This is a genomic window from Myroides gitamensis, assembly GCF_029894455.1.
Lineage (GTDB): Bacteria > Bacteroidota > Bacteroidia > Flavobacteriales > Flavobacteriaceae > Flavobacterium > Flavobacterium odoratum.
Window position 1 is genome coordinate 2705972 of record NZ_JARYHN010000001.1, and the last position, 25960, is coordinate 2731931.

Here is a 25960-nt window from a genome sequence, read left to right on the forward strand (position 1 = left end):
TGAATATTCACTTATTTTAATCTTTTAGTAATTTTCAGTACTACCCTTCCCCTCAACGATAACTTTTGCCGAAGAAGTTCCTAATCTTTTAACGCCTAAAGTAATCATTTCGATAGCGGTTTCTCGATCGCGAATTCCTCCAGCTGCTTTTACAGGTAGTGGACCTGCGTTTTCCAGCATTAAAACAAGCGTTTCCATCGTTGCACCATTGGGTTTCCCTCCCTCTGTCTGATAAAAACCAGTCGATGATTTCACAAATACTTTATCGTATTCTGTTTCTTTGAAATTACTCAATACCACATTTTTAATCAACGCTGTTAGTTTAACGATTTCTGTATTCGTCAAAGCTGCTACTTCAATAATCCATTTCACTACTTTCCCTTGTTCTAAACCGAATTTAGTACAAGCGTAAACTTCTTCCTTCACGGTATCAACAGCTCCCTTTTGAAAGGCTTTATAATCTACGACATAATCCAACTCGTCTACTCCATCTTCAACGGCTTGTTTCGCTTCTTTTAGCTTTGCTTCCAATCCTCCATCTCCTTTTGGAAAGTCGATCACGGTACCAATCAAAACTTTAGAGTTGTTTTGATCTACTAATGCTCTTCCCGCTTTTACTTCTTCAGGGCGAATCATTGCTAGCTTAAACTGCTCTTCAATCGCTTCTTGAATTAAGTCGGTCACAACTTTCTTATTTTCTACTTCTGTCAAACCTGCTTGTTCTGCAGTTTTCAAATACGTAGAATCCATAAACTCTCTCAAATCTCTCATTATTGTAAGTACTTTTTATTAATAAAAAAAGCCCCATGACTGGGGCTCTATTTTTTTTTATGCGTTGTTATAAGTAAACCAAATAAAATTCCAATTGCACTTCCCAGTGAATTAGCGAAAAAATCCGCCCATTCTGCACTTCGTGAATTGGTGAAAAAATATTGACCTAACTCTACTCCTCCACCTAAGAACGTTGCAATAGTAAAGATAGCTATTCCTGTTCTTATTTTCGTCTTTTTACTGCTGTTTTTTTTGCTCGAAAACAAAAACCAAATAATGGAGAAAACAAAGTAAAAAGTAAAATGCGCGACTTTATCTTTATTCGGAATATTAAAGAAAGACGTTTTGGGTATTGAGGATGCTTCAGCTAGACATGCGTATAGAATAAAACACGTCCAAAGTAATCCTGCAATAAAAAATACCTTACGCGCCAATCAATTCTTTATATGCTGCATCTGATAACAAAGCATCAACTTCGCTTAAATCAGAAATTTTAATCTTAATCATCCATCCAGCTCCATAAGGATCTTGGTTTACTAATTCTGGTTCTGTTTCTAACCCTTCATTGAATTCAATTACTTCACCTGATAAAGGTAAAAACAAATCTGAAACTGTTTTCACAGCCTCTACCGTACCAAATACTTCATCTTTATCCAAAGTTTGGTCTAAGGTTTCAACTTCAACATATACAATATCTCCTAACTCTCTTTGAGCGAAATCTGTAATACCTACTGTAGCGATATCACCTTCGATAGCTACCCATTCGTGGTCTTTTGTGTACTTTAAATTAGCTGGTAAATTCATTTTGTATTATTTTTTAGCAAATGTATAACAATCTTATAGATTTCGAAACAAATTCAACTAATTTCCAAAACTATATCGCATCGTCAATCCGGTACGAATATTTGTAATTGGATACATAGTTGAAATAACCGCTTTAGAGAAAGAATGATCGTAGAAGAATATCGCAGTTAAATTCTTACTCAGCATGTAATCTGCTGTAATTAATAATTTCCACATATCTTGTCCACCTCCCACTTGGTTGTTGTTGTAATCTAAATAACGCACAATCGTTTCGCGTTTACTCAAGGTCAAATCAACTTTGATATTGATGTCGCTTTCAATACGCCCTCCCATTCCATTATTTGCATACATGGAATTGAATCCAACATTCTTAATTCGGTATCCCAATCCGATTACATAATCGTTTCCGGATGTTTCCGTTAAGAGGTTATTGTCAAAACTCAACGCCAAGGTTCTATCTTTTCTAATTTCTGCCAAGATTTTAATGGCCGAATTTGTTTCCAAATCAAAGCGAATTAACGGGTTAAATTGCTCCGTTAAAATAGCATTATTTACGACTGTTTGAGCAGGGTAATTTCCATATTGATTCACTTCATTTGGCTTCTCATAGTATTCAAAATTCGAACTAAATGAGCCCAAGGCATACGTTGCTGTATACCCATGGTGAATAGAGAATCTTCTGAATTTACTCTTTATCCACGGAATGCGCATTAACCCCGTATAACGAAGGTTCCAGTTTGGCAATGGAATATCTCTAAACATACTCGTAGATACTTTGTCTGCTCCTTTACCTGTATAAGCCGCTAAGAAAGATGGAAGTAATACTTCTTGGCTTCCTTTGCTGTATCCAACAGGGAATCCTTCTTTATCTAAATTAGCTGGATTATTGATATCAATTCCTCTTGCTGTTGCCAGACGATTCGCTACAATCAAACGATTTTCTTTCATGCGTTCAAATGCTGCCGAATACTCTAGTGAATTACTTGAAAAAGCACTACTCAACATAATAGTTGAAATACTGAAGTTTCCATAATTATACGGCGACTGAGATTGGTATTCATTATTCAGCACTTGGAATTGTTCCGCATAATTCTCCGACTTCATTCTTCTTCCTGTTACATCAATCGTCAAGTCTGGAATTGGATTAACACTTGCTGTAAAGTTTAGCGTCTTGTTTGACACTTCTGTATACTCTTGGTTAAACTCAGGGAAGTTAGTTAAATACCCGTGACTTGCCGCTTGATAACGCACATCAGCTTGATCTCCGAAGACAAATCCCATGGTTGGTTTTGATGTTCCGAAGAACCCAACACTTGGCATAAATCCAGGTAAAACAGTTCCACTATTTTCTGAATAGTTAATCTGAATCGTTTTTACAGATGTCAATAACCCAATAGCAAAATCAGTTAAAGCGCCTCCTGTAGAACCACCTTCTTTTTCCTTCTCTTGTACCACTTTTTGACCAGGTACAATCGCAGCTTTCTTCGCAGGCGTTTTCTTCGCTGTATTGCGTTTTACTAATCCAACGTAGCGATACAACGTTTCTAAACTGAAGGTTGTATTTAATTGTTGCGTTCTTGAGTTTTGGATAGTATTTCCTAAGTTATAATTAACCCCATCAAATTCAATCTCCCTAAACGCATCCGAAGCACGTTGCCAATTGTACGTTCCTGTATATGCATACGAAGAGCGAACAAAAGCAAGGAATGGTATCTTATTTAACGGTAAATCATAATTCAATGTAAACTGTTGCGTAAACTGATTCGGTTCTCCAACGTTGAAATAATCATCCCAAATCGTGCTATTTTCAATTACATTAAATTGACTGTCATAATAATTTCGAACAATATTATTACTTCCTCCTACGTAATTTAAACGCAGTGATTTCGTCAAATCGAAATTAAATCCATAATTGTAATTGAAATAATAATTACGTCTGTATAATGGATCCAACCCAATTCCTTCCACATCAATCAAACGGAATTGTTGTTTGTTATATTGACGCATGATATTACTACTAAACATGATATTAGACGGTAAATAATTGAAGTTAAAATCCTTCAATATTTGCCAATATCTTCCTTTCATAAACTCCATTTTTTTGAATGGCTCGATTGGTTTCACCTCAAAGCTGTACGCATAATCCAAAGCCGATCTCGTTTGCTGATCAATCATGGATTCCACTTCAAAATCATGGTGAATCACTTCGTTGTATGAATGCGATAACGTTATGTTTTCAATGTCGTAAATTCTCTTTTTACTCTCTGGATCTTTCTGTTTATTCACCCCAATAAAGTTGATACTTCTTCGCTTGGTATAATCCGTTGCGCGTTTTTCAATTTCATCTGCCATTGCTGAAGAACCAGCTACAGATTTCATGGTTTTCAACTTCACGTCTGGGTTTGCCGGATCGAACTCTGGTGTAATAAACTCCTCGCTAATTGCATAGTTAAACGGTAGGTTAATTCTCCAGTTCTTTGGAAGTAATTGTCCCAAGTTCACATTCGTAACAATGCTATACGATTTAAAGTCTTCTTTGCTTCGTTGATTTGGCCCTTGTTCCAATCCTCCAAATCCGATGGTGCGTTTTGTTCCGGTTGCAGAAATATTAGCAAAGTCAGCCAAGTTTGCATCCACACTTAATGTCGCTGCCCAACCTCCTTTATTATCCATGTCTGACATTCTCAATTCGTCAAACCAGAATTCACCTGCTAAATCTCCTGTTGCCCCGTAACGATCTAAATCATTACGCAAACCAATCATAATCACGCGGACATTTCCAAAGTTCGGATTCCCCTTAATTCCGTATCGCAATTTATTTTCACGCGAAGCTCCTCCGCTCAATTCCTCTTCTTCTTTAAAGAAGATATCTGTTAAGCGTTCTTGCTTTCCAACCTCATTCATAAACATCACTTTCAACTTGGTCAAAAGTTCTAGTTTCAGTTCTAACTCATTCGCTTCTGGCCAGATTAAATCTGGATTTGCTTCTCCAAAATTCGTTACTTTCAACGGAATTTCCACTTGGTAGAAGTTATCCGTAATATCCGTTCCCAAACGAATAAAGGCCACCATTTCATCATCGCGTAAACGCATGGTACTATTTTCTAACGCTTCTGCGTGGATAAACATACGTAGCTTATTGTAACGACGAAGATCTAGGTTGAAGTTTTTATATACTCCTCTTGAATCACCAGGCGCTAGCCCATCTGGAGCTTTTCCTGTTTCAATTGGATATACTTTTAATGACAATGATTGCTCATTTTGTGCAACAACTGTATTGTTCACATAATATTGTTCGCGTTTAACTCCTGGAGGAATTACATACGGAATTGGTTTTCTGTCATAGTTATCTTGTACACTTACTGACGTAACATCGAATCCTGTATTTGGACGTAATGGCAATGGGTTATTATCCTTGTCATTTTGCAAACTCGCATTGTATCTTCTCCAGTCAGAACGCACTAAATCTAAACTTCCAAAACGCAAGGTGATGTCACTTTCAAATCCAGTTAAATACATACGCATAAAACGCATCGAACGGAAATCGTCAATCATTCCAATTTTCTTTCCATTTTCATCGATAGGCACTTTATACTGAACCCAACGTACTGGAGTTACAGATCCGTCTGCTAATTGCGCCGTAGTATTTCTAATATCCGTTACGTAATTTTCACCTACTTCTGGATTTGCTTTAATTTTTACTGCGTATTCAAAATAAGCATCGATGGTATTCATAGTATTATCCCCATCAATATCTTCTGCATCTGGTTGGTTATTTCCTCCTCTTGTTCCTGTTGTTGGTGAATTTCCTTCTAGTCCGTTGTAATTCTTATAACGCTCTAAGATACTTCCCTCCGCATCAAGGTAGTGTACAAAATTATCCGCAGCAGGATCAGAAAATCCAGCAAAATCTGCAAATTTTATACGTTCTTCCTCATCGCTTAATCCATCTAATCCGACGTCTTGTAAACGTCTACTTTCTGCATTTACATCAAACGCATAAATTAACGATGGAGCTGCAGGGACTTTTCCCCAAATTGTTTCAATTGTTGCAACAGTACTACCAACACCTGGCAATCCATTTTCATATTGTTTGTAACCATCACGCAAAATATCTTCCGAAATAAATCCGAAGTTCAGACGTAATTCTCCACTATTTCGTTCAGGCAACATATCATTAGATCGTCCCACATACGGGTCTAACACCCAAAATTCAACGAACTCAATATTGGCCTGTTCAAAGTTAGTTGTTGCCAATCCACGCATAACACCTCCCCAGTTTTTACGCGGTGTCTTCGATTTTAAAGACTGCAAATAATCAGGGTTAAAGTTATACGGTCCGCGTTCTTCAGGATAGAAAGACATATCTAACGTTGTAATTACGCGACTCTCACCATAGGCGATATCTTTGGTAGCAAATAACTCTTCACTATAAATTCTTCTTGTACGGTTCGAAGACATATCTTCTATACCAACTCCATTCGGTTTAGCTCCTACATAAAAAGTAGGGTCAATGGTATACCAGGCTAATTTACCTCTGCGGAATCCATCTTCTAATGAATGTGGTAAGTTATTAGGATCCTCATAGGTATTCGCATCTTTTTTGAAAAACCCAACTGGAGTACTCGATAATTTCCACGCTAAAGGTGATCGAATATCAATACGCGATTGTGCTCCTTCAAAATCATCAATATAAACGGTTGCTTCACCATTCATCTGGTCATTCTTCGAAGCTCCAGGTTGTAAATAAGCAAACTCTCCACGTACTGAAACACGAGATTCAACATCAGTGTCAATGTTTGGTAATTTATTAACCATACGCGTCAAGAACGGTACTTCTGTCGAATATTGCATATTGAATCCCCAAATCGTATTGTTTACAGACTCTTGTCCATAGACGGATTTATGTGTCATTGGTTTTTCAGACAAGCGCAAGAATGTACCTCCGATTTTGAAATCTTTACTAAATTGGTGATCAATATTCAATCCAAAGAAACGTTTGGTTTGTTGCCCAAACATTGTATTATTTTCAACAGAAATATTAATTGGCGTATTCGAAGCAAGCAAAGCTTCATCTAGAATCATAACACGACCTCCTGTATAGTCAACCGTATAATCTACTCCTTCAGCTAACACCCTTCCACCTGCATTCACGACAACTGATCCTGGTGCAATATTAAACGCCCCAATCGGAATTCCTTGTCCACTTACGCTTGAATACTTTCCTTTTAATTGAAATTTATTCTTGCTACTTTGATTTCGAATTGCAGATGATTTGGTATTCGAATATAATTCGCGGAATACATATTTTTTCTGGTTGGAGTTATATGACGCAGAAACATCATAATCTTCATCCATTTTATTCTTTAACTTATCGAATAAATGCGTTCCAAAAGGCTCTGCTGTTGTAAAAATAATTCGCCCATTAACGGCATCAATGGTTATACCATCAAAGATATTATTGTTGTATTGGTTTTGGTTGGAGTTATTTCCATATCCTCCACCATAAGAATTATTTCCACCGTATCCGTTGTTGTTATTGTTATTTCCAAAACTTCCGGTAGCAGGATCTAATCCATTGGTTGCACTTCCTTGTGCCAAGTAATCGAAAAATCCATCCCCTCCATTTTGTGGGTTATTCGATGAATCCAAGCGATCCAAGTGGAATACTTTCAATAATGGCGTGCGATCTACACCTTCTGGTAAAGGTAAATCTCCCGCTTGACTGATGTAATTCAGCGGACTTGGGTCAGTATATAATAAGTTAAAGCGGAATTTATCTTGTGAAATATTCATCGCGTTTGGTATCTGATAGATATTTTTCATCATCAAATTCCAAACTGGCGCACTCGTTAAAGTTAAAGAACTCTTCAACATCTTCACCACTAGGGCTTGTGCTAATGGTACTTGAGCATCCGGATCTGTTTGTCCAGGAATATTTGTTTCAACGTTTGAACTTCCACCATCTGTTCCGAATTCCCCTACTTGGTATACTTTATCTCCGATGGTATATTGGAAAGCAACAGCTAAAACTTCATCATTTGACAAACGTTGTTGAAGGGAGATATACCCCAATTGCGGATGAAAGGTAAACTCATTTGGGCTTAATTTTCTTGCACTTTCCAAACGAGCGTAATCCAATCCTTCTTGTACGCTATTGGTAAACCCACTACCTCCGATACCTGGAGTTCGTATAGAAGGTGTTAAGTAGTTGCTTCCTATTTTTCCCGGATCATACTGGTTATTTTTATTATCTGTCGGTGCGTCAATTATTTTATTCAATACGAAAGCAGCAGGATCAACACGTGGAGAAAATATTTTCTCCGACTTGACATTGCGTAAAAATCCTTCCCCTAAATCTTGAATCGCCACAATGTTTCGCAAGTTATTATTCGTTTGACTCACGCGATTATAGCGATTGGTTACCCAAACTTCCACACGTGTAATACGCACTCTCGAATTGATGTAAGGGTAATTTTTCAATGCCTCGTCATACTTGCTTCTAAAGTATTGTGATAAGAAGAAGTGTCGGTCTTCATCGTAGTCTAAAGCATACAATTCAAAATCTTCTAACATCCCACCTCCTTCAGCATTGACTGAAGTTGTCTGTGATTTTTGTTCCGAGAAAACCCCTGTAATTGTTGTTTTACCGAATTTAAGTTCCGTTTTCACCCCGAATAAACTTTGTGCCCCTCGAATTAAGGAACCACTAATCGGCATACTCACGTTACCCACTTCCACTTTTTGTACAATATCATCTTCATCGGGTGCATATTCCAATTTCATGATATTCTGGAAGTCAAAACTCGCTTGGGTGTCATAATTGGCATTCACGGCTAATCGCGTACCAACCATCCCTTGCAATCCCATGCTAATGCGCTGATCAAAATCAAACGTAGTCGATTTTCTATTTCGGCTCGACATCAATGGATTTTCTTGTTTCGTATGGCGAATTCCCATATCGAATTCCACAGAACCGGTTGGTTTCACATCAATTTCATTGGATCCGAATATTCCGGAAAACAATTTTGAATTGACATAATAGCGCGGTAACATATCGCGTTGTGCAGCTGGATCTTCTAATGTTCCATTGACTGCATTAAACTTCTGAGAGAAATAACGACGCATTTCTGCACGCATCAAGATTTTTTCATACTCTTGGCGCGACAAAATCAGCGGTAAACTCAAATTAAAATCACTCACCACTTTGGTGTAGTAATATTGATCCGTTAATGGATCATAGCTATACGATTCCTTGATAATTTCTGGATCAGGTAATGCAATATTACCCATATCATAAGCTGGCTGTGGAATAGAATCATTGGGTTGATTCAATGCGTTATTTTGTGCAAGACCACTCCACGTGCTGCACAAAACAAAAAGTAAACAGAAAGCCAACTTCCGGTGAAAAACAAAGAAACCTCCCAAGACTTACAACTTTTTTAATGCTTGTTTAATAATATCTTCTACAGAGGCCTCAGGATTAGCTTTTAGAATTACATCTACCACCTTTTCAGCAGTTTTGCGCACAAAACCAAGAACCTCTAAAGCAGATAACGCTTCATCGGCATTTGTATTGTTAATTGTAGGCAAAACTTCATCAATATTATAAAGTTTCAGTACTTTTTCCTGTAAGTCTAATATAATTCGTTGAGCTGTTTTAGCTCCAATCCCCTTGATACGCTGAATGCTCTTTGCATCCGCATTCGCAATCATTTGCAATAATTCTTTGGGTACAGTAGAAGATAAAATGTTTCGAGCGGTATTTCCACCCACTCCAGAAACAGAGATTAAAAGTTTAAATAACTCACGCTCCACTTTATCGATAAATCCGAATAAAGTATGCGCATCATCTTTAATTTGAAGAAAAGTATACAACTTAAGGTTCTCATCAGCACCAATAAGCGAATACGTATAAAGTGATATATTTATTTGGTATCCTACACCGTGACAATCAATAATCACTTCGGTAGGTGTTTTTTCAATTAATCTTCCTTGAATCTGCGCAATCATACTATCTAATTTTCATCAAAAATAGTAAATAATTTTAACTATTTACTAACATAATGAAAGGCAAACCAAGGAAGATTTTTGTTTTTATTTTTTTATTTTTTCTTGCGGCTCTCTCTTACTTGAGCATCCACCACAGCTACCGCTGTCATATTCACCATTTCATCAACGCTTGCGCCTAATTGGAAAATGTGAACGGCTTTTTCAAGTCCCATAATAATTGGTCCGATTGAAGTCGCTTTATTTAATTCTTTCAACATTTTGTAGGTAATATTTGCTGAATCCAAGTTTGGAAAAACTAATGTATTCACTTTTTTATTTACCAATTTAGAGAAAGGAAACTTCGATTTTAACATCTCGTTATTCAAGGCAAAATCCATTTGAATTTCTCCATCCACTACCATTTCTGGGTAGTGCTCATGTAAAATCTTCACTGCTTCTTTTACTTTCGTTGGAGAAGCATGCTCTGCTGAACCAAAGTTAGTGTATGATAACATAGCGATAACTGGATCTAAACCAAACATTTTCACTGTTTTCTCTACCATAACCGCGATTTTCGCTAATTCTTCAGCTGTTGGATTTGGATTAATTGCTGTATCTGCCAAGAACATCGGACCTCTTTTGGTCATCATCAAGTTCGCTGTAGCAATTTTATCTACTCCTTGTGCACGAGGAATTAACTCCAAGATTGGTTTTACCACAGTAGGGTAACTACGAGAATATCCAGTTAACAATACATCTGCTTGTCCAGTATTCACTAACATCGCTGCAAAATAGTTACGCTCACGCATTAATTTTGACGCTTCGTATTGTGTAATTCCTTTGCGTTGTCTTGTTTTCCAGTATAAGTCTGCAAATACAGCTCTTCTTTCTTTTTCAATGTCTGCTTTAGGGTCGATAATTTCAACATCTGCATGAAACTCAATCTCTTTTTTCAACTCTAAGATGGTTTCTTTATCTCCCAATAAAATTGGAGTAGCAATTCCTTCTTCGTAAGCGATTTGAGCAGCCTTCAATACATCCAAGTGATCTGCTTCAGCGTAAACCACGCGTTTTGCATCAATTTTAGCGCGATTAAACAACATACGCACTAATTTGTTATCAGAACCCATACGCTCTTCTAACTCTTGCTTATATTTATCCCAATCGGTAATCGGAGCTTCTGCCAATCCAGATTCCATTGCAGCTTTAGCAACTGCCGGTGGAACTACAGCAATTAAACGAGGGTCAAATGGCTTAGGAATGATATACTCACGACCAAAGCTCAATTTAGTTTCTCCGTATGCGATATTCACTTGTTCTGGCACAGGTTCTTTAGCTAATTTAGCTAGAGCAACTACCGCTGCCATCTTCATTTCTTCATTGATTTTCGTAGAACGAACATCCAAAGCTCCTCTAAAGATATAAGGGAATCCTAATACGTTATTCACTTGGTTTGGATAATCAGATCTACCTGTAGCCATAATCACGTCTTTACGTGTTTGAACCGCTACATTGTAATCGATTTCTGGTTTTGGATTAGCCATTGCAAATACAATAGGATTATCCGCCATACCCAATAACATTTCTGGAGTTACGACATCCGCAGTAGAAAGACCGATGAATACATCACTTCCTTTCATTGCATCCATCAATGAAATATCGTAATCTACAGCAAATTCACGTTGCATATCAGAAATGCGATCATCGCCTTTCTTCAATACCCCTTTACTGTTGAACATCAAAATGTTTTCTTGTTTTACACCAAATGCAACGTATAAATTAGCACAAGCAATCGCAGCAGATCCTGCTCCAGAAACCACCATTTTCACTTCGTCAATTTTCTTTCCTGCCAATTCTAAAGCATTTAATAAAGCTGCCGCAGAAATAATTGCTGTTCCGTGTTGATCATCGTGCATCACTGGAATGTTCAATTCCTCTTTCAATCTTCTTTCAATTTCGAAAGACTCTGGTGCCTTGATGTCTTCTAAGTTAATTCCCCCAAAGGTTGGAGCAATGTTTTTTACTGTCTCAATAAATTTATCGATATCTGTAGTATCTACTTCAATATCAAAAACATCTATATCAGCAAAGATCTTAAATAAAAGACCTTTCCCTTCCATTACAGGTTTTGATGCTTCAGGACCGATATTACCTAATCCTAAAACGGCAGTACCATTGGATATAACAGCAACTAAGTTTCCTTTTGCTGTATATTTATAAACATTATTTACATCTTTTGCAATTTCTAAACAAGGCTCTGCTACTCCAGGTGAGTAAGCCAATGCTAAATCTCGTTGAGAAGAATATTTTTTTGTAGGTACTACTTGAATTTTTCCAGGTGTTGGTTTTGCGTGATATAACAACGCTTCCCTACGTAAGCTTTCTTTATTCATAAAAATATTTTTAACCGAATAAACAAAGTTACCTCTTTTTAAAGATAATTTAATGTTAGAATTTTATTCCTTTAAAAATTTAATATTCCTCACTAAACCCGTATACTTTGTTCTTTTTACTGCGGATTTTCTAAAGATATCATTAAAAACCTCATTTGTAAGTTCTTCCCACTCCTTGTTGGAATAATTCATTAACGCCTCGTTAGGAGTAAATCGAGGTTCATTATGAGGTTTAGCAAAGCGATTCCATGGGCAAACGTCTTGGCAGACGTCACAACCGTACATCCAATTGTCAAATTGACCTGCAAATTCGGCTGGAATATCGTCTTTTAATTCAATGGTAAAGTAGGAAATACACTTGGATCCATTCACGATATAAGCACTTTCAATAGCCCCTGTTGGGCAAGCGTCTATACAACGGGTGCACTTTCCGCAATGATCTGTAGTAGCTCCATCTGATTCTAGTTCTAAATCAATGATTAATTCAGCAATAAAGAAAAAAGACCCCACCTGTTTTGAAATAAGATTGCTGTTTTTTCCAACCCAACCTAATCCGCTTTTTGCTGCCCAAGCTTTATCTAAAATTGGAGCAGAATCCACAAAAGCACGGCCATCCACAGCGCCAATATTGTCGTGAATAAAATGCAGTAGTTCTTTTAATTTGTCTTTAACCACATAGTGATAGTCCTCACCATATGCGTATTTTGAAATTTTATACGCTCCATCTGTCTGTTCTTGTTCCGGATAGTAATTAAACAAGAGTGAAACAACACTCTTGGCTCCTTCGACAAGTAAGGTTGGATTCAAGCGCTTGTCGAAATGGTTTTCCATGTATTGCATACTTCCATGCATATTGGCATTCAACCACTTTTCTAAGCGCGGAGCATCTTCTTCTAAAAAACCAGCTTCAGAAATACCACAAGACAAAAAACCTAAGCGCTTTGCTTCTGCTTTAATGAGTGCAGCATAATGAGATTTTTTATCCATAAAGATTTACAAGTCAAATAATCCACCGACGGATTTAGTACGTCCTAGGTGTTTAAACGCTAACTCCGTAGCTTCACGACCACGGGGAGTTCGGATAATGAATCCTTCTTGAATCAAGTATGGTTCATATACTTCTTCTAGAGTTTCCGCATTCTCCGATACTGCAGTAGCCAAAGTAGATAGACCTACAGGTCCTCCCTTAAATTTATCAATGATGGTAGAGAGAATTTTATTATCCATTTCATCCAATCCACGAGCATCCACATGGAGTGCATTTAAGGCGTATTTAGAGATTTCGATATCAATGCTACCATTACCCTTAATTTGTGCGAAATCGCGCACCCTACGCAGTAATGCGTTGGCAATACGCGGCGTTCCACGACTACGTCCAGCAATTTCAATCGCTGCTTCTAAATCGATTGGTACATTGAGAATCGATGCACTTCGTTCGATAATCGTTGCCAACAATTCTTTAGAATAATATTGCAAACGGCTTTGAATCCCGAAACGGGCACGCATTGGAGCCGTCAACAAACCAGAACGCGTCGTTGCACCAACTAAGGTAAAGGGATTAAGATGGATTTGAACTGAGCGCGCATTGGGCCCAGATTCAATCATAATATCAATTTTGAAGTCTTCCATTGCAGAATATAAGTACTCCTCTACAATAGGACTTAAACGATGAATCTCGTCAATAAACAAGACATCTCGTTCTTCCAGATTCGTCAATAATCCAGCTAAGTCTCCCGGTTTATCCAAAACTGGACCTGAAGTAATTTTGATTCCTACATTCAACTCATTCGCTAAAATATTAGCCAACGTCGTTTTTCCCAATCCTGGAGGCCCGTGAAATAAAGCATGATCCAAGGCTTCCCCACGTTGATTTGCAGCAGCCACAAATATTTTCAGGTTTTCCAAAACACTATCTTGACCCGCAAAATCATCAAATGACAGGGGTCTCAGTCTTTTTTCAACATCGAATTCCTCTTGGTTGAAATGCTTGGTAGTAGGATCTAAATTCTCATTCATAGAACAAAGATAAATCAAAAAATGGGATACAAAAAAACGCCATTCAAAAATGAATGGCGTTTTTATATTTAAACTAAAATATAATTCTAGTGGTGTAATTGCTCCTCACCTTCCATATAAGGCATAGTTTGAGGCGCGTAATCTTCTGGTAATCCAGGTTTACTATAGTCATAAGGCCATCTGTAAACAACTGGTAACTCACCAGGCCAGTTTCCATGGATGTGTTCTACTGGAGTAGTCCACTCTAAACTGTTTGATCTCCAAGGGTTTTGAGGTGCTCTCTTACCGTAGAAAATACTAACAAAGAAGTTCCATAAGAATACTAATTGGAATGCCGCTCCTACTAAAGCAAATACTGTAATCAATACGTTCACATCATAGAATTCATCGAATAATGGGAATGCTGTATTTGAGTAGTAACGACGAGGTAAACCTGCTAATCCGATGAAGTGCATTGGGAAGAATACTCCGTACGCACAAACTGCAGTTACCCAGAAGTGAATATAACCTAAGTTTTTATTCATCATTCTTCCGAACATTTTAGGGAACCAGTGGTAGATACCAGCGAACATTCCGTAAAGTGCAGAGATACCCATTACTAAGTGGAAGTGAGCGATAACGAAATATGTATCGTGTACGTTAATATCTAAAGTTGAATCTCCTAAGATAATTCCTGTTAAACCTCCTGTAATGAACGTAGAAACGAAACCAATACAGAATAACATTGCAGGGTTCATCTGGATATTACCACTCCAAATTGTAGTAATGTAGTTGAACGCTTTTACTGCAGAAGGAATTGCGATCAATAACGTTGTAAAAGTAAACACAGATCCTAAGAACGGGTTCATACCCGATACGAACATGTGGTGACCCCAAACGATTGTTGATAAGAACGCAATACCTAAGATTGAAGCAATCATCGCACGGTATCCGAAGATTGGTTTACGTGCAGAAGTTGCGATAATTTCAGATGTAATACCCATTGCAGGTAAGATTACGATATATACCTCAGGGTGACCTAAGAACCAGAATAAGTGTTCAAACAATACTGGTGATCCTCCTTGGTAATGTAAAACTTCTCCAGCTAAATAAATATCTGACAAGAAGAATGAAGTACCGAAACTTCTATCGAAAATCAATAATAATGCAGCAGATAAAAGAACTGGGAACGATACGATACCGATAATAGCTGTAACAAATAACGCCCAAATTGTCAAAGGCATTCTTGTCATCGTCATTCCTTTTGTTCTTAAGTTAACTACAGTAGCTACGTAGTTCAACGATCCCATTGTAGAAGAAACGATGAAGATAGCCATAGAGATTAACCATAATGTCATCCCCATACCAGAACCTGGGATTGCTTGTGGAAGTGCACTTAAAGGAGGATAAATTGTCCATCCTGAAGAAGCAGGTCCACCTTCTGCGAAGATTGAGATAACCATTAATACCGCAGAAACAAAGAAGAACCAGTAAGATAACATGTTCATGAATCCTGAAGCCATATCACGTGCTCCAATTTGCAATGGAATAAGTAAGTTCGAGAACGTACCACTTAAACCAGCAGTTAATACGAAGAATACCATGATTGTTCCGTGCATTGTAACCAAAGCAAGGTAGATATCATTTCTCATTACTCCGTCTGGAGCCATTTTTTCTCCTAATAACCATTTGAATACCTGAAAAGATTCTTCAGGCCACGCAATTTGCATTCTAAATAAAAGGGACATTACAATCCCGATGATTCCCATAATAATACCTGTGATTAGGTATTGTTTTGCAATCATCTTGTGATCTAAACTAAATACGTATTTAGTAAAGAAATTTCCTTTATCGTGATGATCGTGATCGTGATCATTAATTATTTCGTGTCCTATTGCTGACATAGTATAAGTTTTAATTTAATTCGTGAATTATTTAACTACTTGAGCGATAGCTTCCGTTTCTACTTCTTCTGTGATAACTTCTGTTTCAACAGCAGGAGCAGCTACTTCTTCTTCTTTAGCCCCATTTTCAGCAGCAACTTGATCTGCTAAAGTAGGTAACTCTTTTAACCAAGATTTAAATTCTTCTTCTGTAGACACAACAACTTTAAGTTGCATGTTATAGTGCGAAGCTCCACAAATTTTATTACATAATAATAAGTAATCAAATGTATATGGATCTAAAGGCTCATGACCTCCAGCAACAAGCTCTTGACTTCTTTCAGCTCTAATATTATTAATATTATTCACTTTACTAACAATCGATTCACGAGTTCTCATTTCTTCTGTTGTAACGCTAGGTACAAAAGCGAATTGAGTAACCATTCCTGGTACACAGTTCATTTGCGCTCTAAAGTGAGGCAAATAAGCTGAGTGTAATACGTCTTGAGATCTAAATTTCAAAACAACCTTCTTTCCAACTGGTAAGTGAAGTTCTTTTGCCATTTTATCATCTTGAGCATTCGGGTCTGTCATATCAACCCCTGCTACGTTAACGCCTTTAATAAAACGCACGTTAGCTTTTCCTAATGTATTGTCTTCACCAGAATAACGAACATCCCAAGCGAATTGTTTTGCATACACTTCGATGTTGATTACCTCTTCTTCTTGATCAACAAACATGATATCATTCCAAGCGAATAAACCGTAAAGGATCAAACCTGTTAACGTAATTGTTGGGATGATTGTCCAAGCTGCTTCTAATTTATCATTATCAGAAAAGTATCTTGCTTTTCTTCCTTTAATACCACGTGCTTTAAATGCGAAGTAGTGTAATAAGAATTGAGTAACAATCTGAACAAAGAAAATTAATCCCATTGAAATCCACATAAGATTATCAACTGTTTTTCCGTGTTCCGATGCTGAATCACCCATTAATGGGAAACTTCCATATTCTACTAAACAAAATATTGTAAATACGTAGATGAAAGCTAGGAAACCGAAAACGACATAACCTTGTATGTTATTATCTTTCGGATTCGCTACTTGAGATGAATAGTCATCAGGACCTGACCCTACTTGCGTTAAATCAAATATCTTAGTCAATTGCCAAATTGCAATTCCCAATAATACAACTATCGCTACTATTAATAAACTAGTCATTGGTTTATTTTTAATTATTAATAATGAAAATGTTTACTTTCTTCGATTAGCGGGTTGTTCTTAGCTAATAATGGAGTTTTAGAAATTGCTGTAAATCCAACATAGATAAATAATCCAATGAAGAACATTAACGCTGCAATTTCCGGAACACCGATAAACCAAGATCCACCAACAGTACCAGGGCTAATCATAATAAAGAAGTCTAAATAGTGACCTACAATAATACAAGTACCAGCCATAACTACAATCCAAGATAGACGTTTGAAGTCTGTGTTGATCAATAATAATAAAGGCAACACGAAATTCAATACTAACATTCCGAAGAATGGTAAGTTATACTCTTGAATTCTGAAGATAAAGTATGTAACCTCTTCTGGAATATTTGAGTACCACTGTAACATGAATTGCGAGAACCAAAGATAAGTCCAGAAAATACTTAAACCAAACATAAATTTAGCTAAATCGTGAATGTGACTTGTGTTCACGAATTCTAAGTAACCTTTTCCTTTCAAATACAAAGTAGTAAACGCGATAGTAGTAATACCAGTTACAAAGAAACTAGCAAATACGTACCATCCGAATAAAGTACTGTACCAGTGTGTATCAATAGACATAATCCAGTCCCATGAAGCCATTGATTCAGTAACAATAAAGAAAGCTAAGAAACCAGCAGATGCTTTAAACATTTTTTTGTGGAATGTTAAATCACCTGTTTCATCTAATTTCAACGATTGCTTTCTCATATAAATTCTATATAAGTTCCAACCACCTAAGAAAATGATTGCTCTTATCAAGAAAAATGGAATATTCAAGTAACCTGTTTTTCCTTGGATCAAAGCGTCATGTTCAACAATAGCAGGATCCATCCAAATGAATAGGTGGTTACCTCCTAGTGAACTTGCTACTAATAAAAGGAAGAATATAATAGACCCAGGCAATAAGTAAGCCGTCAATCCTTCCATAACACGGAAAAGAACTGGAGACCATCCTGCTGCTGCTGCGTGATTGATTCCGTAAAAAGCTAAAATCCCAAGAGAAACAAGCATTACAAAAATACAAGCAACATATACAGCTGTCCAAGGTTTATTTTGCATCTGTGTTAGCACATGCTCTAAATGTTTTTGATGAGCATCATGATCCGCTTGCGAAACTTCGCTGTGATCTGCGTGATGTCCACCACCATGGTGAGCTTGCTCATTTAAAATCTGCTCTACATCAGCAGTTGTCTTTGGTGCACTGAAAAACCCATACGCAATCCCTACTAATCCTAGAACCATCAGGACTAACGCAAAGGTTTTCAAATTTTTTGATAATGTGTACATATCTAAACTTTCAACTAAGTTTTACAATTTATTATTCTGATTTCAATTTAAGCACATAATCAGTAACTAACCAACGCTCATGTTGCGTTAATTGGTTTTTATGTGATCCCATTGAATTCAAACCATAAGTAATAACGTGATAAATTCCTCCTTCTGTAAGTTCTCTATCATGATAGTTAGGAACCCCTAAGAATTTCTCTCTTTTCACTAAATTACCTTTTCCATCTCCTTTTGCACCGTGACAAACTGAGCAGTAAATTGCATACAACGCTTTACCTTTCTCTAAATCCTTTTCATCTGCAGTTAAGGGTGATTTTAAATGTAGTCTTGCTTCAGCCAAACCTTCTGGAGTATCTGCATACTCTTCTGGTTGAAATCCACGAGGCACAGATCCCTCTGCAGGAAGTTGTCCTTCCTTACCATTTGCAAAAACAGTAGTCGGAACTTCAGCGTATGTTTCATATGCAACAGATTCGTACATATTAGGCATAAACTGATAGTTAGGACGCTCTTTATTAAAACACGACGTAGTCAAAACAGCTACACCTGCTAAAGTTACTATTTTATATATCGATTTCATGCTACTATTACTTTTCAATTACTTTAACTTCAACTGCTCCTGTACCTTTGAAAAATTCAATTGCAGTATTTTCGTCTCCATGTAAAGCAACCTCCATTAAGAAATGGTCATCAGTTGTTCTTACATCTGGGTTTTCAGCTGTTTTAAATGGCCATAATTTACTTCTAAAGAAGAAAGTTAATACCATTAAGTGAGCAGAAAACAACACAGTCATCTCAAACATAATAGGCACAAAAGCTGGCATATTTTGAATAAAACTAAAACTAGGTTTACCTCCAATATCTTGTGGCCAATCCACAATCATAATGAAATACATCATGCTTGTTCCAAATGCTAAACCTACTAAACCGTATAAGAATGCACAAATAGCTAATCTAGTTGGTTTTAATCCCATCGCCTTATCTAGTCCGTGAACTGGGAAAGGCGTGTATATCTCTTCAATGTGATGGTGAGCAGATCTCGTTTCTTTAACTGCATCTAACAACACATCATCATCATTGTATATTGCGTGAATAAACTTATTACTCATAACGAATTAGTGATTTAATGATTGATGACCTTCTTTACTATCTCTTTCTTTTTTGTAGTATTCACCTGATGATTTCAAGATAGTTTTCACCTCTGCTTGCGCAATTACAGGGAAACTTCTTGAATATAACAAGAATAATACGAAGAAGAAACCGATTGTTCCAATATAGATACCAGCATCAACAAATGTTGGTTGGAACATTGTCCAAGATGACGGTAAGTAATCTCTGTGTAACGACGTCACGATAATTACGAAACGCTCGAACCACATCCCCACGTTTACAACGATTGAGATAATAAACGAAGCTAAAATGTTAGTTCTAATCTTTTTCACCCACATAACTTGTGGAGAAATTACGTTACAAGTCATCATCAACCAGTATGACCACCAGTATGGACCAGAAGCACGGTTCAAGAAAGCGTATTGTTCATACTCAACTCCAGAATACCAAGCTACCCATAACTCTGTGATATAAGCAACCCCAACCACAGATCCTGTAATCATTACGATGATGTTCATCAACTCAATGTGCTGAACTGTAATATAATCTTCTAAGTTCGATACTTTTTCTCATGATGATCAACAACGTGTTTACCATTGCGAATCCAGAGAAGATCGCACCCGCAACGAAGTACGGAGGTAAGATTGTTGTATGCCATCCTGGGATTACTGACGTAGCAAAGTCAAAAGATACAATCGTGTGTACAGAAAGTACAAGTGGAGTAGCTAAACCAGCTAATACTAAGTGAACTTCCTCAAAACGTTGCCAGTCTTTTGCTCTACCCGACCAACCGAAAGATAGAATTGAATAAACTCTTTTTGTAAATGGGGTGATAGCTCTATCACGTAACATTGCGAAGTCAGGTAATAAACCAGTCCACCAGAATACTAATGATACTGATAAATACGTAGAAATCGCGAATACGTCCCATAATAACGGTGAGTTAAAGTTTACCCATAACGAACCGAATTGGTTTGGAATAGGTAATACCCAGTACGCTAACCAAGGGCGACCCATATGTATAATAGGGAATAAACCAGCCTGAACTACTGAGAAAATTGTCATTGCCTCAGCAGAACGGTTAATAGCCATTCTCCATTTTTGTCTAAATAATAATAATACAGCAGAAATTAATGTACCGGCGTGACCGATACCAACCCACCAAACGAAATTGGTAATATCCCAAGCCCATCCAACAGTTTTATTTAATCCCCAAGTACCTATACCTGTTCCTACAGTATAAGCCATACAGCCTACTCCCCATAGGAAAGCTAACAAAGCAATAGTGAAAACTCTCCACCATAATTTATTTGCTCGTCCTTCAACAGGTCTAGCCACATCCACAGTTATATCGTGGTAAGATTTCTTACCGATAACTAAAGGTTTTCTAATGGGTGCTTCGTAATGTGACGACATAATCCTTTATATGTTTCTTTAATTAATAATTCTTTTTAAACTAGATATTTCTAACCTTAACGTGGTAGAATACATTTGGTTTTGTACCAATGTGCTCTAACAGGTGGTATGTTCTATCTGATTCAGCTAATTTAGTAATTTCTGATTCTTTTTCATTAACATCTCCGAATACCATAGCTCCACTTGAACAAGCTGCAGAACAAGCAGTTTCGAATTCGTTTGGACGAACCGCTCTACCTTCATTCTTCGCTTTCAAGATTGTTGCTTGTGTCATTTGGATACACAATGAACATTTTTCCATTACCCCTCTTGAACGAACTACAACGTCTGGATTTAATACCATACGTCCTAAATCATCATTCATGTGGAAATCGAACTCATCATTTTGAGCATATAAGAACCAGTTGAAACGTCTAACCTTATAAGGACAGTTGTTTGCACAGTATCTAGTACCAACACAACGGTTATAAGCCATATGGTTTTGACCTTGGCGACCGTGTGATGTAGCAGCTACTGGACATACTGTTTCACAAGGAGCATGATTACAATGCTGACACATTACAGGTTGGAAAACAACTTGTGGATTATCCGCAGGGTGCTCTAATTCCATATAAGCAGAACGAGCTTCTGAGAATCCTTTAGCTGTTACTTTCTTATCAACATCTGCAGCAAATGTATCTTCTGATGAATAGTATCTATCAATACGCAACCAGTGCATATCTCTACTTCTTCTTACCTCTGATTTACCAACTACTGGTACGTTATTTTCAGCGTGACATGCGATAACACATGCTCCACATCCAGTACAAGCATTTAAGTCAATCGATAAATTAAAGTGGTGACCTACTGTACGATCGAATGATTCCCAGATATCAATTGATGCAGCTCTTACTTCTTGGTGATCGTAAGAAACCATTGGGAATACGTTCCACTCCTCAGCATCTTTTGTATTGAAAATTTCTAATGTAGTATCTTTAACGATATCCCCTCTACTCATTAATGTATTTTGTAACTGAACACAAGCAAACTCATGGTTTCCTGATGCTTTAGCTACAGTAACATTTTGTACATTTTCGAAGTTGTGATATAATGTGTAAGCATTAACACCTACTTGCATATCTTCTTTTAAGCTTGCTTTTCTTCCGTAACCGAAAGCTAAACCAACTGTTCCAGCCGCTTGTCCTGGTTGAATTAATGCAGGTACATTTTCTAATGCAACACCATTTGCAGTAATTGTAACATAGCTACCATCTAAACCACCGTTAGCTACGTGGAAGTTTTCAATTCCTAAAGCTTCTGCATCAACGCGAGAGATAGTTAAGTAGTTATCCCATGAAACACGTGTGATTGGATCTGGAAACTCTTGTAACCAAGGGTTATTTGCTTGTTGTCCATCTCCCATACCCGTTTTAGAGTATAATACTAACTCTAAACCTTCTCCTTTTTTCGCTTTGCTTAAAGCAGCAACAGCAGAAGAGAAATCAGCAGTAGCTGATACTTTAGTATTTTCACCTGATACAGCGAAACCATCGTGAACCAATTGATTCCAAGTCAATCCATTTACATATGAAGCGCTAGTTGCTTTGATGTAGTCATAATACGCTGTATTATTTCCATTCCACAACAATAAAGCCTCTTGGAATTGTCTTGTATCAAATAATGGTCTGATAGTAGGTTGTGTAACTGAATAGTGACCGTTTTTGATCATCACATCACCCCAAGCCTCTAAATAATGAGGAGTAGCTGCTGCGATTGTAGCCTCTAAAGCAGTTTCGTCTTCTTTCATTGAGAAGCTTACTGAAGTTTTCACTTTCTTCAATCCTTCAACGAAAGCAGCACTATTTGCTAACGTATATACTGGGTTGATTCCTGACATGATTAAAGTGTGAACTTTACCTGCGTTCATTTCTTTAATCAACTCAGTAACTTTTGCAGCATTACCTTGTCTTACGTATTTTGTTTGTTCTGGCATGAAAGCCTCTGCTTGTAATGCTTCGTTAATTGCAAGAACAACTAATTGAGCATTCACATCATCTAAACCTGTAACAACAACTCCTTTTGAACCTGCTGCTTTTACTTGTTTAGCTGCTTTCATAATAGCTTCATCGTACGTTGTATTAGCAGAAGAAACAGATCCTCCTACGATTGCGTTGTACAATTTCACTAATGCTGCTTTTTGATCAGCAACAGATAATGGAAGACGAACGTCAGCATTAGCTCCAGAAAGACTCATATTAGCTTCGATCTGAATGTGCTTAGACATTACTCCATTTTTAGGAATACGATTTTGAGCGTAAGCTGAATCGTATCCTCCACCTTGCCAATCTCCTAAGAAATCTGCACCTACAGAAACGATTACACTAGCTTTACCGAAATCGTAATCAGCTAATCCACGTTTTCCGTATGCTTGTTCATAAGCATCTGCTGCTGCAGAAGATGAAATCGCATCGTACACTACGTGTTTCGCATTTGGATAAGTTTCGATAAACTCTCCGATTAATTTATCAGTAGAAGGACTTGCCATTGTATTGGTCAATAACACAACGCTACCTCCTGTTGCTTTAGCATCTTGTAAACTTGCTCTAACCTTAGCATCTACATCATCCCAAGAAGCATTTTTTCCTTCGATTTTTGGCGCTTTTAATCGCAAGCTATCATACATCGAAAGTACTGATGCATGCACACGTGCATTCGCACCAGAATATGCATTTGCAAGTTTGTTATTATCAATTTTGATTGGACGACCCTCACGAGTCTTAACCAAAACATTCACAAAATCAAAACCATCTGCGATTGTAGTCGCGTAGTAGTCAGCAATTCCAGGGATAATTTCCTCTGGTTGAACTACGTAAGGAATTGACTTTATTACTGGTCCCTCACAAGCAGCTAACGTTGCTGCAGCTGTTGAAAAACCAACATATTTCAAAAAGTCTCGACGAGTTGTTGAAGAAGAAGACAATTTGTTTTTGTCTCCAAGAAATTCATCTGTAGGAATTTCCTCAACAAACTCATTGTTTCTTAGCGTCTCAACAATAGAACTATTATCATTCAGCTCTTCAACACTTTTCCAGTATTTTTTGTTTGATGCCATTGTATATAAATATTAGCTTCTTATTCTTAAATAATTCTTAATAGTGACATTTACCACACTCAAGTCCCCCCATTTGAGCAACTGTCAACTTCTCTACTCCGTACTTGTTTGCAAGTTCTTCATGGATTTTAGCATAGTAAGCATTATCCTTTAACTTAACATCAGTCGTTCTGTGACAGTCAATACACCATCCCATTGTCAATGGAGAGTGTTGTCTCATGATTTCCATTTCTTCAACTGGTCCGTGACAAGTTTGACATTCTAAACCAGCAACATTTACGTGTTGTGAGTGATTGTAGTAAACGAAATCAGGTAAATTATGAATACGAACCCATTTTACAGGCTTCTCTTTACCAGTATATTTTTGAGTTGAAGGATCCCATCCAACAGCGTCATATAACTTTTGAATCTCAGCAGTGTAAAACTCTGGAGTATATTTTCCATAGTCTGTTCCAGCATCACCTGTAAACTCACTGATGCTCTTATGACAGTTCATACAAACATTCAATGATGGAATTCCTGAAGTTTTACTTGATCTTGCAGATGAGTGACAGTATTTACAATCAATACCATTATCTCCTGCGTGAATTTTGTGTGAAAAGTGAATTGGTTGTACAGGCTCATATCCTTTATCTACTCCTATTTGCATCATAAAGCCATAAGCAAAATACGATCCAATTAGAATAAAGATAATTGTAGAGCAGATTACTAAGAATTGGTTTTTCACAAACGCTTTCCACAATGGAACTGTTTGACGAACTTCTTCTGTCAATCCATTAGCCTCAACAACTTTATTCAATACTTTTTTAACAAGGAAAAGCATCGTTACTAACAATAACAATACTACTACTAATGCTCCTAATACAATCATATTAGAAACTGCATCTCCACCTGCTCCTTGTCCTTTAGCAGCATCAGCACCTCCAGCCACAGCGGCAGCAGGTTCAGCTTTTGGTTCAGATACATACGCCAAAATATCGTCAATATTTTGGTCAGATAAACCTGGGAAGTCGTTCATTACAACTTTGTTCCACTCGCTGAACAGTTTTACTGCACGAGCGTCACCAGATTTAATCAAAGATGAACTACTTTTAATCCACTTGTGTAGCCATTCTACATCCCCGTCGTGACGTTCAACAACTCCACGAAGTGCAGGTCCTGTAGAAGCCCCGTCTAACTTATGACATGCCGCACAGTTAGAATTAAACAATTCCTTACCTTTTGCTGCATCCTGCGCAAACGAAATTGTAGAAAACGATAGCATTAATGCTAAACAAAAGAATAAAATCTTTGAAAACGAATTATGGTTACCCACTTTTTTCATAGTTATAAATTGATTTTCAACTAAACTTGGTCTTTCTAATAACAGCAATAATCAACTATTATTCAATACACCTTATTTACAAACTCCGACAAAAATACAATTTATGCATAACTCTTAAAACCTTTAACGACCTTAATCTTTAATTTATACGCGTTCTAAATAAAGGCTTTCCACGCAATTTTCAAGAATAATTGTAAATTTGCTTCAAATACATTTCATTATGAGAATTTTAAGAATATTTCCGGTTCTTTTTTGCTTGTTTTTTACGCATCTTATAAGTTATGCTCAAGAGCGAAATAACGCCATTCAAGAGCCCTTAGCCATAAAAAAACTAGTTGAAGCGAAAAGAAGTACAACAACTTCAGGCCTAAACACTGATAAATACAATATTCAAGTTTTTTATGGAAAAAACAATGAGGCAAAAGCCGCGCTAAGTCGCGTCAAAAGACTCTACCCAGACCTAGAAGCAACCTTAGTTTATTCTAACCCTTCCTACAAGGTTTTAGCAGGAAATTTCAAGACGCGTTTAGAAGCAGAGCGATACCTTCAAACCATTAAAAAGGATTTCGACAATTCACTCCTTCTCCGTCCAGGAAAATAAAAAATAAAAATCCCGTTGTACAATTGCACAACGGGAT

The 25960-nt window shown here is 37.2% G+C and carries 16 protein-coding genes and 1 pseudogene; 1 reads left to right on the forward strand and 16 read right to left on the reverse strand.

The genetic code is table 11. The features are described from left to right. Positions 1 to 24: 24 nt before the first annotated feature. The 16 genes and pseudogenes from deoC to M2306_RS12055 form a co-directional block, all read right to left on the reverse strand. Positions 25 to 771, reverse strand: a complete 747-nt coding sequence (gene deoC, locus M2306_RS11980) for a deoxyribose-phosphate aldolase (RefSeq protein ID WP_259187753.1) — start codon at positions 769 to 771, stop codon at positions 25 to 27. A gap of 47 nt (positions 772 to 818) precedes the next feature. After that, a complete protein-coding gene (locus M2306_RS11985; RefSeq protein ID WP_259187752.1) occupies positions 819 to 1205 on the reverse strand; it encodes a VanZ family protein in 387 nt (128 codons plus the stop codon). After that, positions 1195 to 1575, reverse strand: a complete 381-nt coding sequence (gene gcvH, locus M2306_RS11990) for a glycine cleavage system protein GcvH (RefSeq protein ID WP_115092450.1) — start codon at positions 1573 to 1575, stop codon at positions 1195 to 1197. Before gcvH ends, M2306_RS11985 begins: the two co-directional genes overlap by 11 nt. Positions 1576 to 1632: 57 nt before the next feature. Then, positions 1633 to 9003: a T9SS outer membrane translocon Sov/SprA gene (gene sov, locus M2306_RS11995; RefSeq protein WP_374759759.1), complete on the reverse strand. Its 7371-nt coding sequence runs from the start codon at positions 9001 to 9003 to the stop codon at positions 1633 to 1635. 3 nt (positions 9004 to 9006) lie between these two features. Next, positions 9007 to 9588 (reverse strand): Holliday junction branch migration protein RuvA, encoded by a 582-nt coding sequence (ruvA, locus tag M2306_RS12000; RefSeq protein ID WP_002989866.1) that lies wholly within the window; start codon positions 9586 to 9588, stop codon positions 9007 to 9009. Positions 9589 to 9680: 92 nt separating this feature from the next. After that, positions 9681 to 11960, reverse strand: a complete 2280-nt coding sequence (locus M2306_RS12005) for an NADP-dependent malic enzyme (RefSeq protein WP_115092448.1) — start codon at positions 11958 to 11960, stop codon at positions 9681 to 9683. Positions 11961 to 12023: 63 nt separating this feature from the next. After that, complete coding sequence (gene queG / locus M2306_RS12010) at positions 12024 to 12947, reverse strand: tRNA epoxyqueuosine(34) reductase QueG (RefSeq protein ID WP_115092447.1); 924 nt, start codon at positions 12945 to 12947, stop codon at positions 12024 to 12026. A 6-nt stretch (positions 12948 to 12953) separates the two neighbouring features. After that, the gene (gene ruvB / locus M2306_RS12015; RefSeq protein ID WP_002989861.1) at positions 12954 to 13976 is read right to left on the reverse strand and encodes a Holliday junction branch migration DNA helicase RuvB; all 1023 of its coding nucleotides are present in this window, start codon (positions 13974 to 13976) and stop codon (positions 12954 to 12956) included. 86 nt (positions 13977 to 14062) lie between these two features. Then, positions 14063 to 15859, reverse strand: a complete 1797-nt coding sequence (locus M2306_RS12020; RefSeq protein WP_060872673.1) for a cytochrome c oxidase subunit I — start codon at positions 15857 to 15859, stop codon at positions 14063 to 14065. A gap of 27 nt (positions 15860 to 15886) precedes the next feature. After that, positions 15887 to 17059 carry a cytochrome c oxidase subunit II gene (locus M2306_RS12025; protein WP_259187751.1) on the reverse strand — a complete coding sequence of 391 codons (1173 nt, stop codon included), beginning with the start codon at positions 17057 to 17059 and terminating at the stop codon, positions 15887 to 15889. Positions 17060 to 17076: 17 nt separating this feature from the next. Beyond that, entirely contained in the window at positions 17077 to 18381 is a 1305-nt protein-coding gene (locus M2306_RS12030; RefSeq protein WP_259187750.1) for a quinol:cytochrome C oxidoreductase, read from the reverse strand. 31 nt (positions 18382 to 18412) lie between these two features. Further along, positions 18413 to 18961 carry a c-type cytochrome gene (locus M2306_RS12035; RefSeq protein ID WP_060872985.1) on the reverse strand — a complete coding sequence of 183 codons (549 nt, stop codon included), beginning with the start codon at positions 18959 to 18961 and terminating at the stop codon, positions 18413 to 18415. A 7-nt stretch (positions 18962 to 18968) separates the two neighbouring features. Next, complete coding sequence (locus M2306_RS12040; RefSeq protein ID WP_002989852.1) at positions 18969 to 19490, reverse strand: DUF3341 domain-containing protein; 522 nt, start codon at positions 19488 to 19490, stop codon at positions 18969 to 18971. A 6-nt stretch (positions 19491 to 19496) separates the two neighbouring features. Further along, a pseudogene (gene nrfD, locus M2306_RS12045) lies at positions 19497 to 20907 on the reverse strand (NrfD/PsrC family molybdoenzyme membrane anchor subunit). Between the two features lie 40 nt (positions 20908 to 20947). Continuing rightward, positions 20948 to 23998 (reverse strand): TAT-variant-translocated molybdopterin oxidoreductase, encoded by a 3051-nt coding sequence (locus tag M2306_RS12050; protein WP_259187749.1) that lies wholly within the window; start codon positions 23996 to 23998, stop codon positions 20948 to 20950. A 37-nt stretch (positions 23999 to 24035) separates the two neighbouring features. Next, a complete protein-coding gene (locus tag M2306_RS12055; protein ID WP_115092443.1) occupies positions 24036 to 25322 on the reverse strand; it encodes a c-type cytochrome in 1287 nt (428 codons plus the stop codon). Positions 25323 to 25542: 220 nt separating this feature from the next. On the opposite strand from M2306_RS12055, the gene M2306_RS12060 reads away from it, so the two are divergent. Further along, positions 25543 to 25923 (forward strand): SPOR domain-containing protein, encoded by a 381-nt coding sequence (locus M2306_RS12060; protein ID WP_002989848.1) that lies wholly within the window; start codon positions 25543 to 25545, stop codon positions 25921 to 25923. Positions 25924 to 25960: the final 37 nt, after the last annotated feature.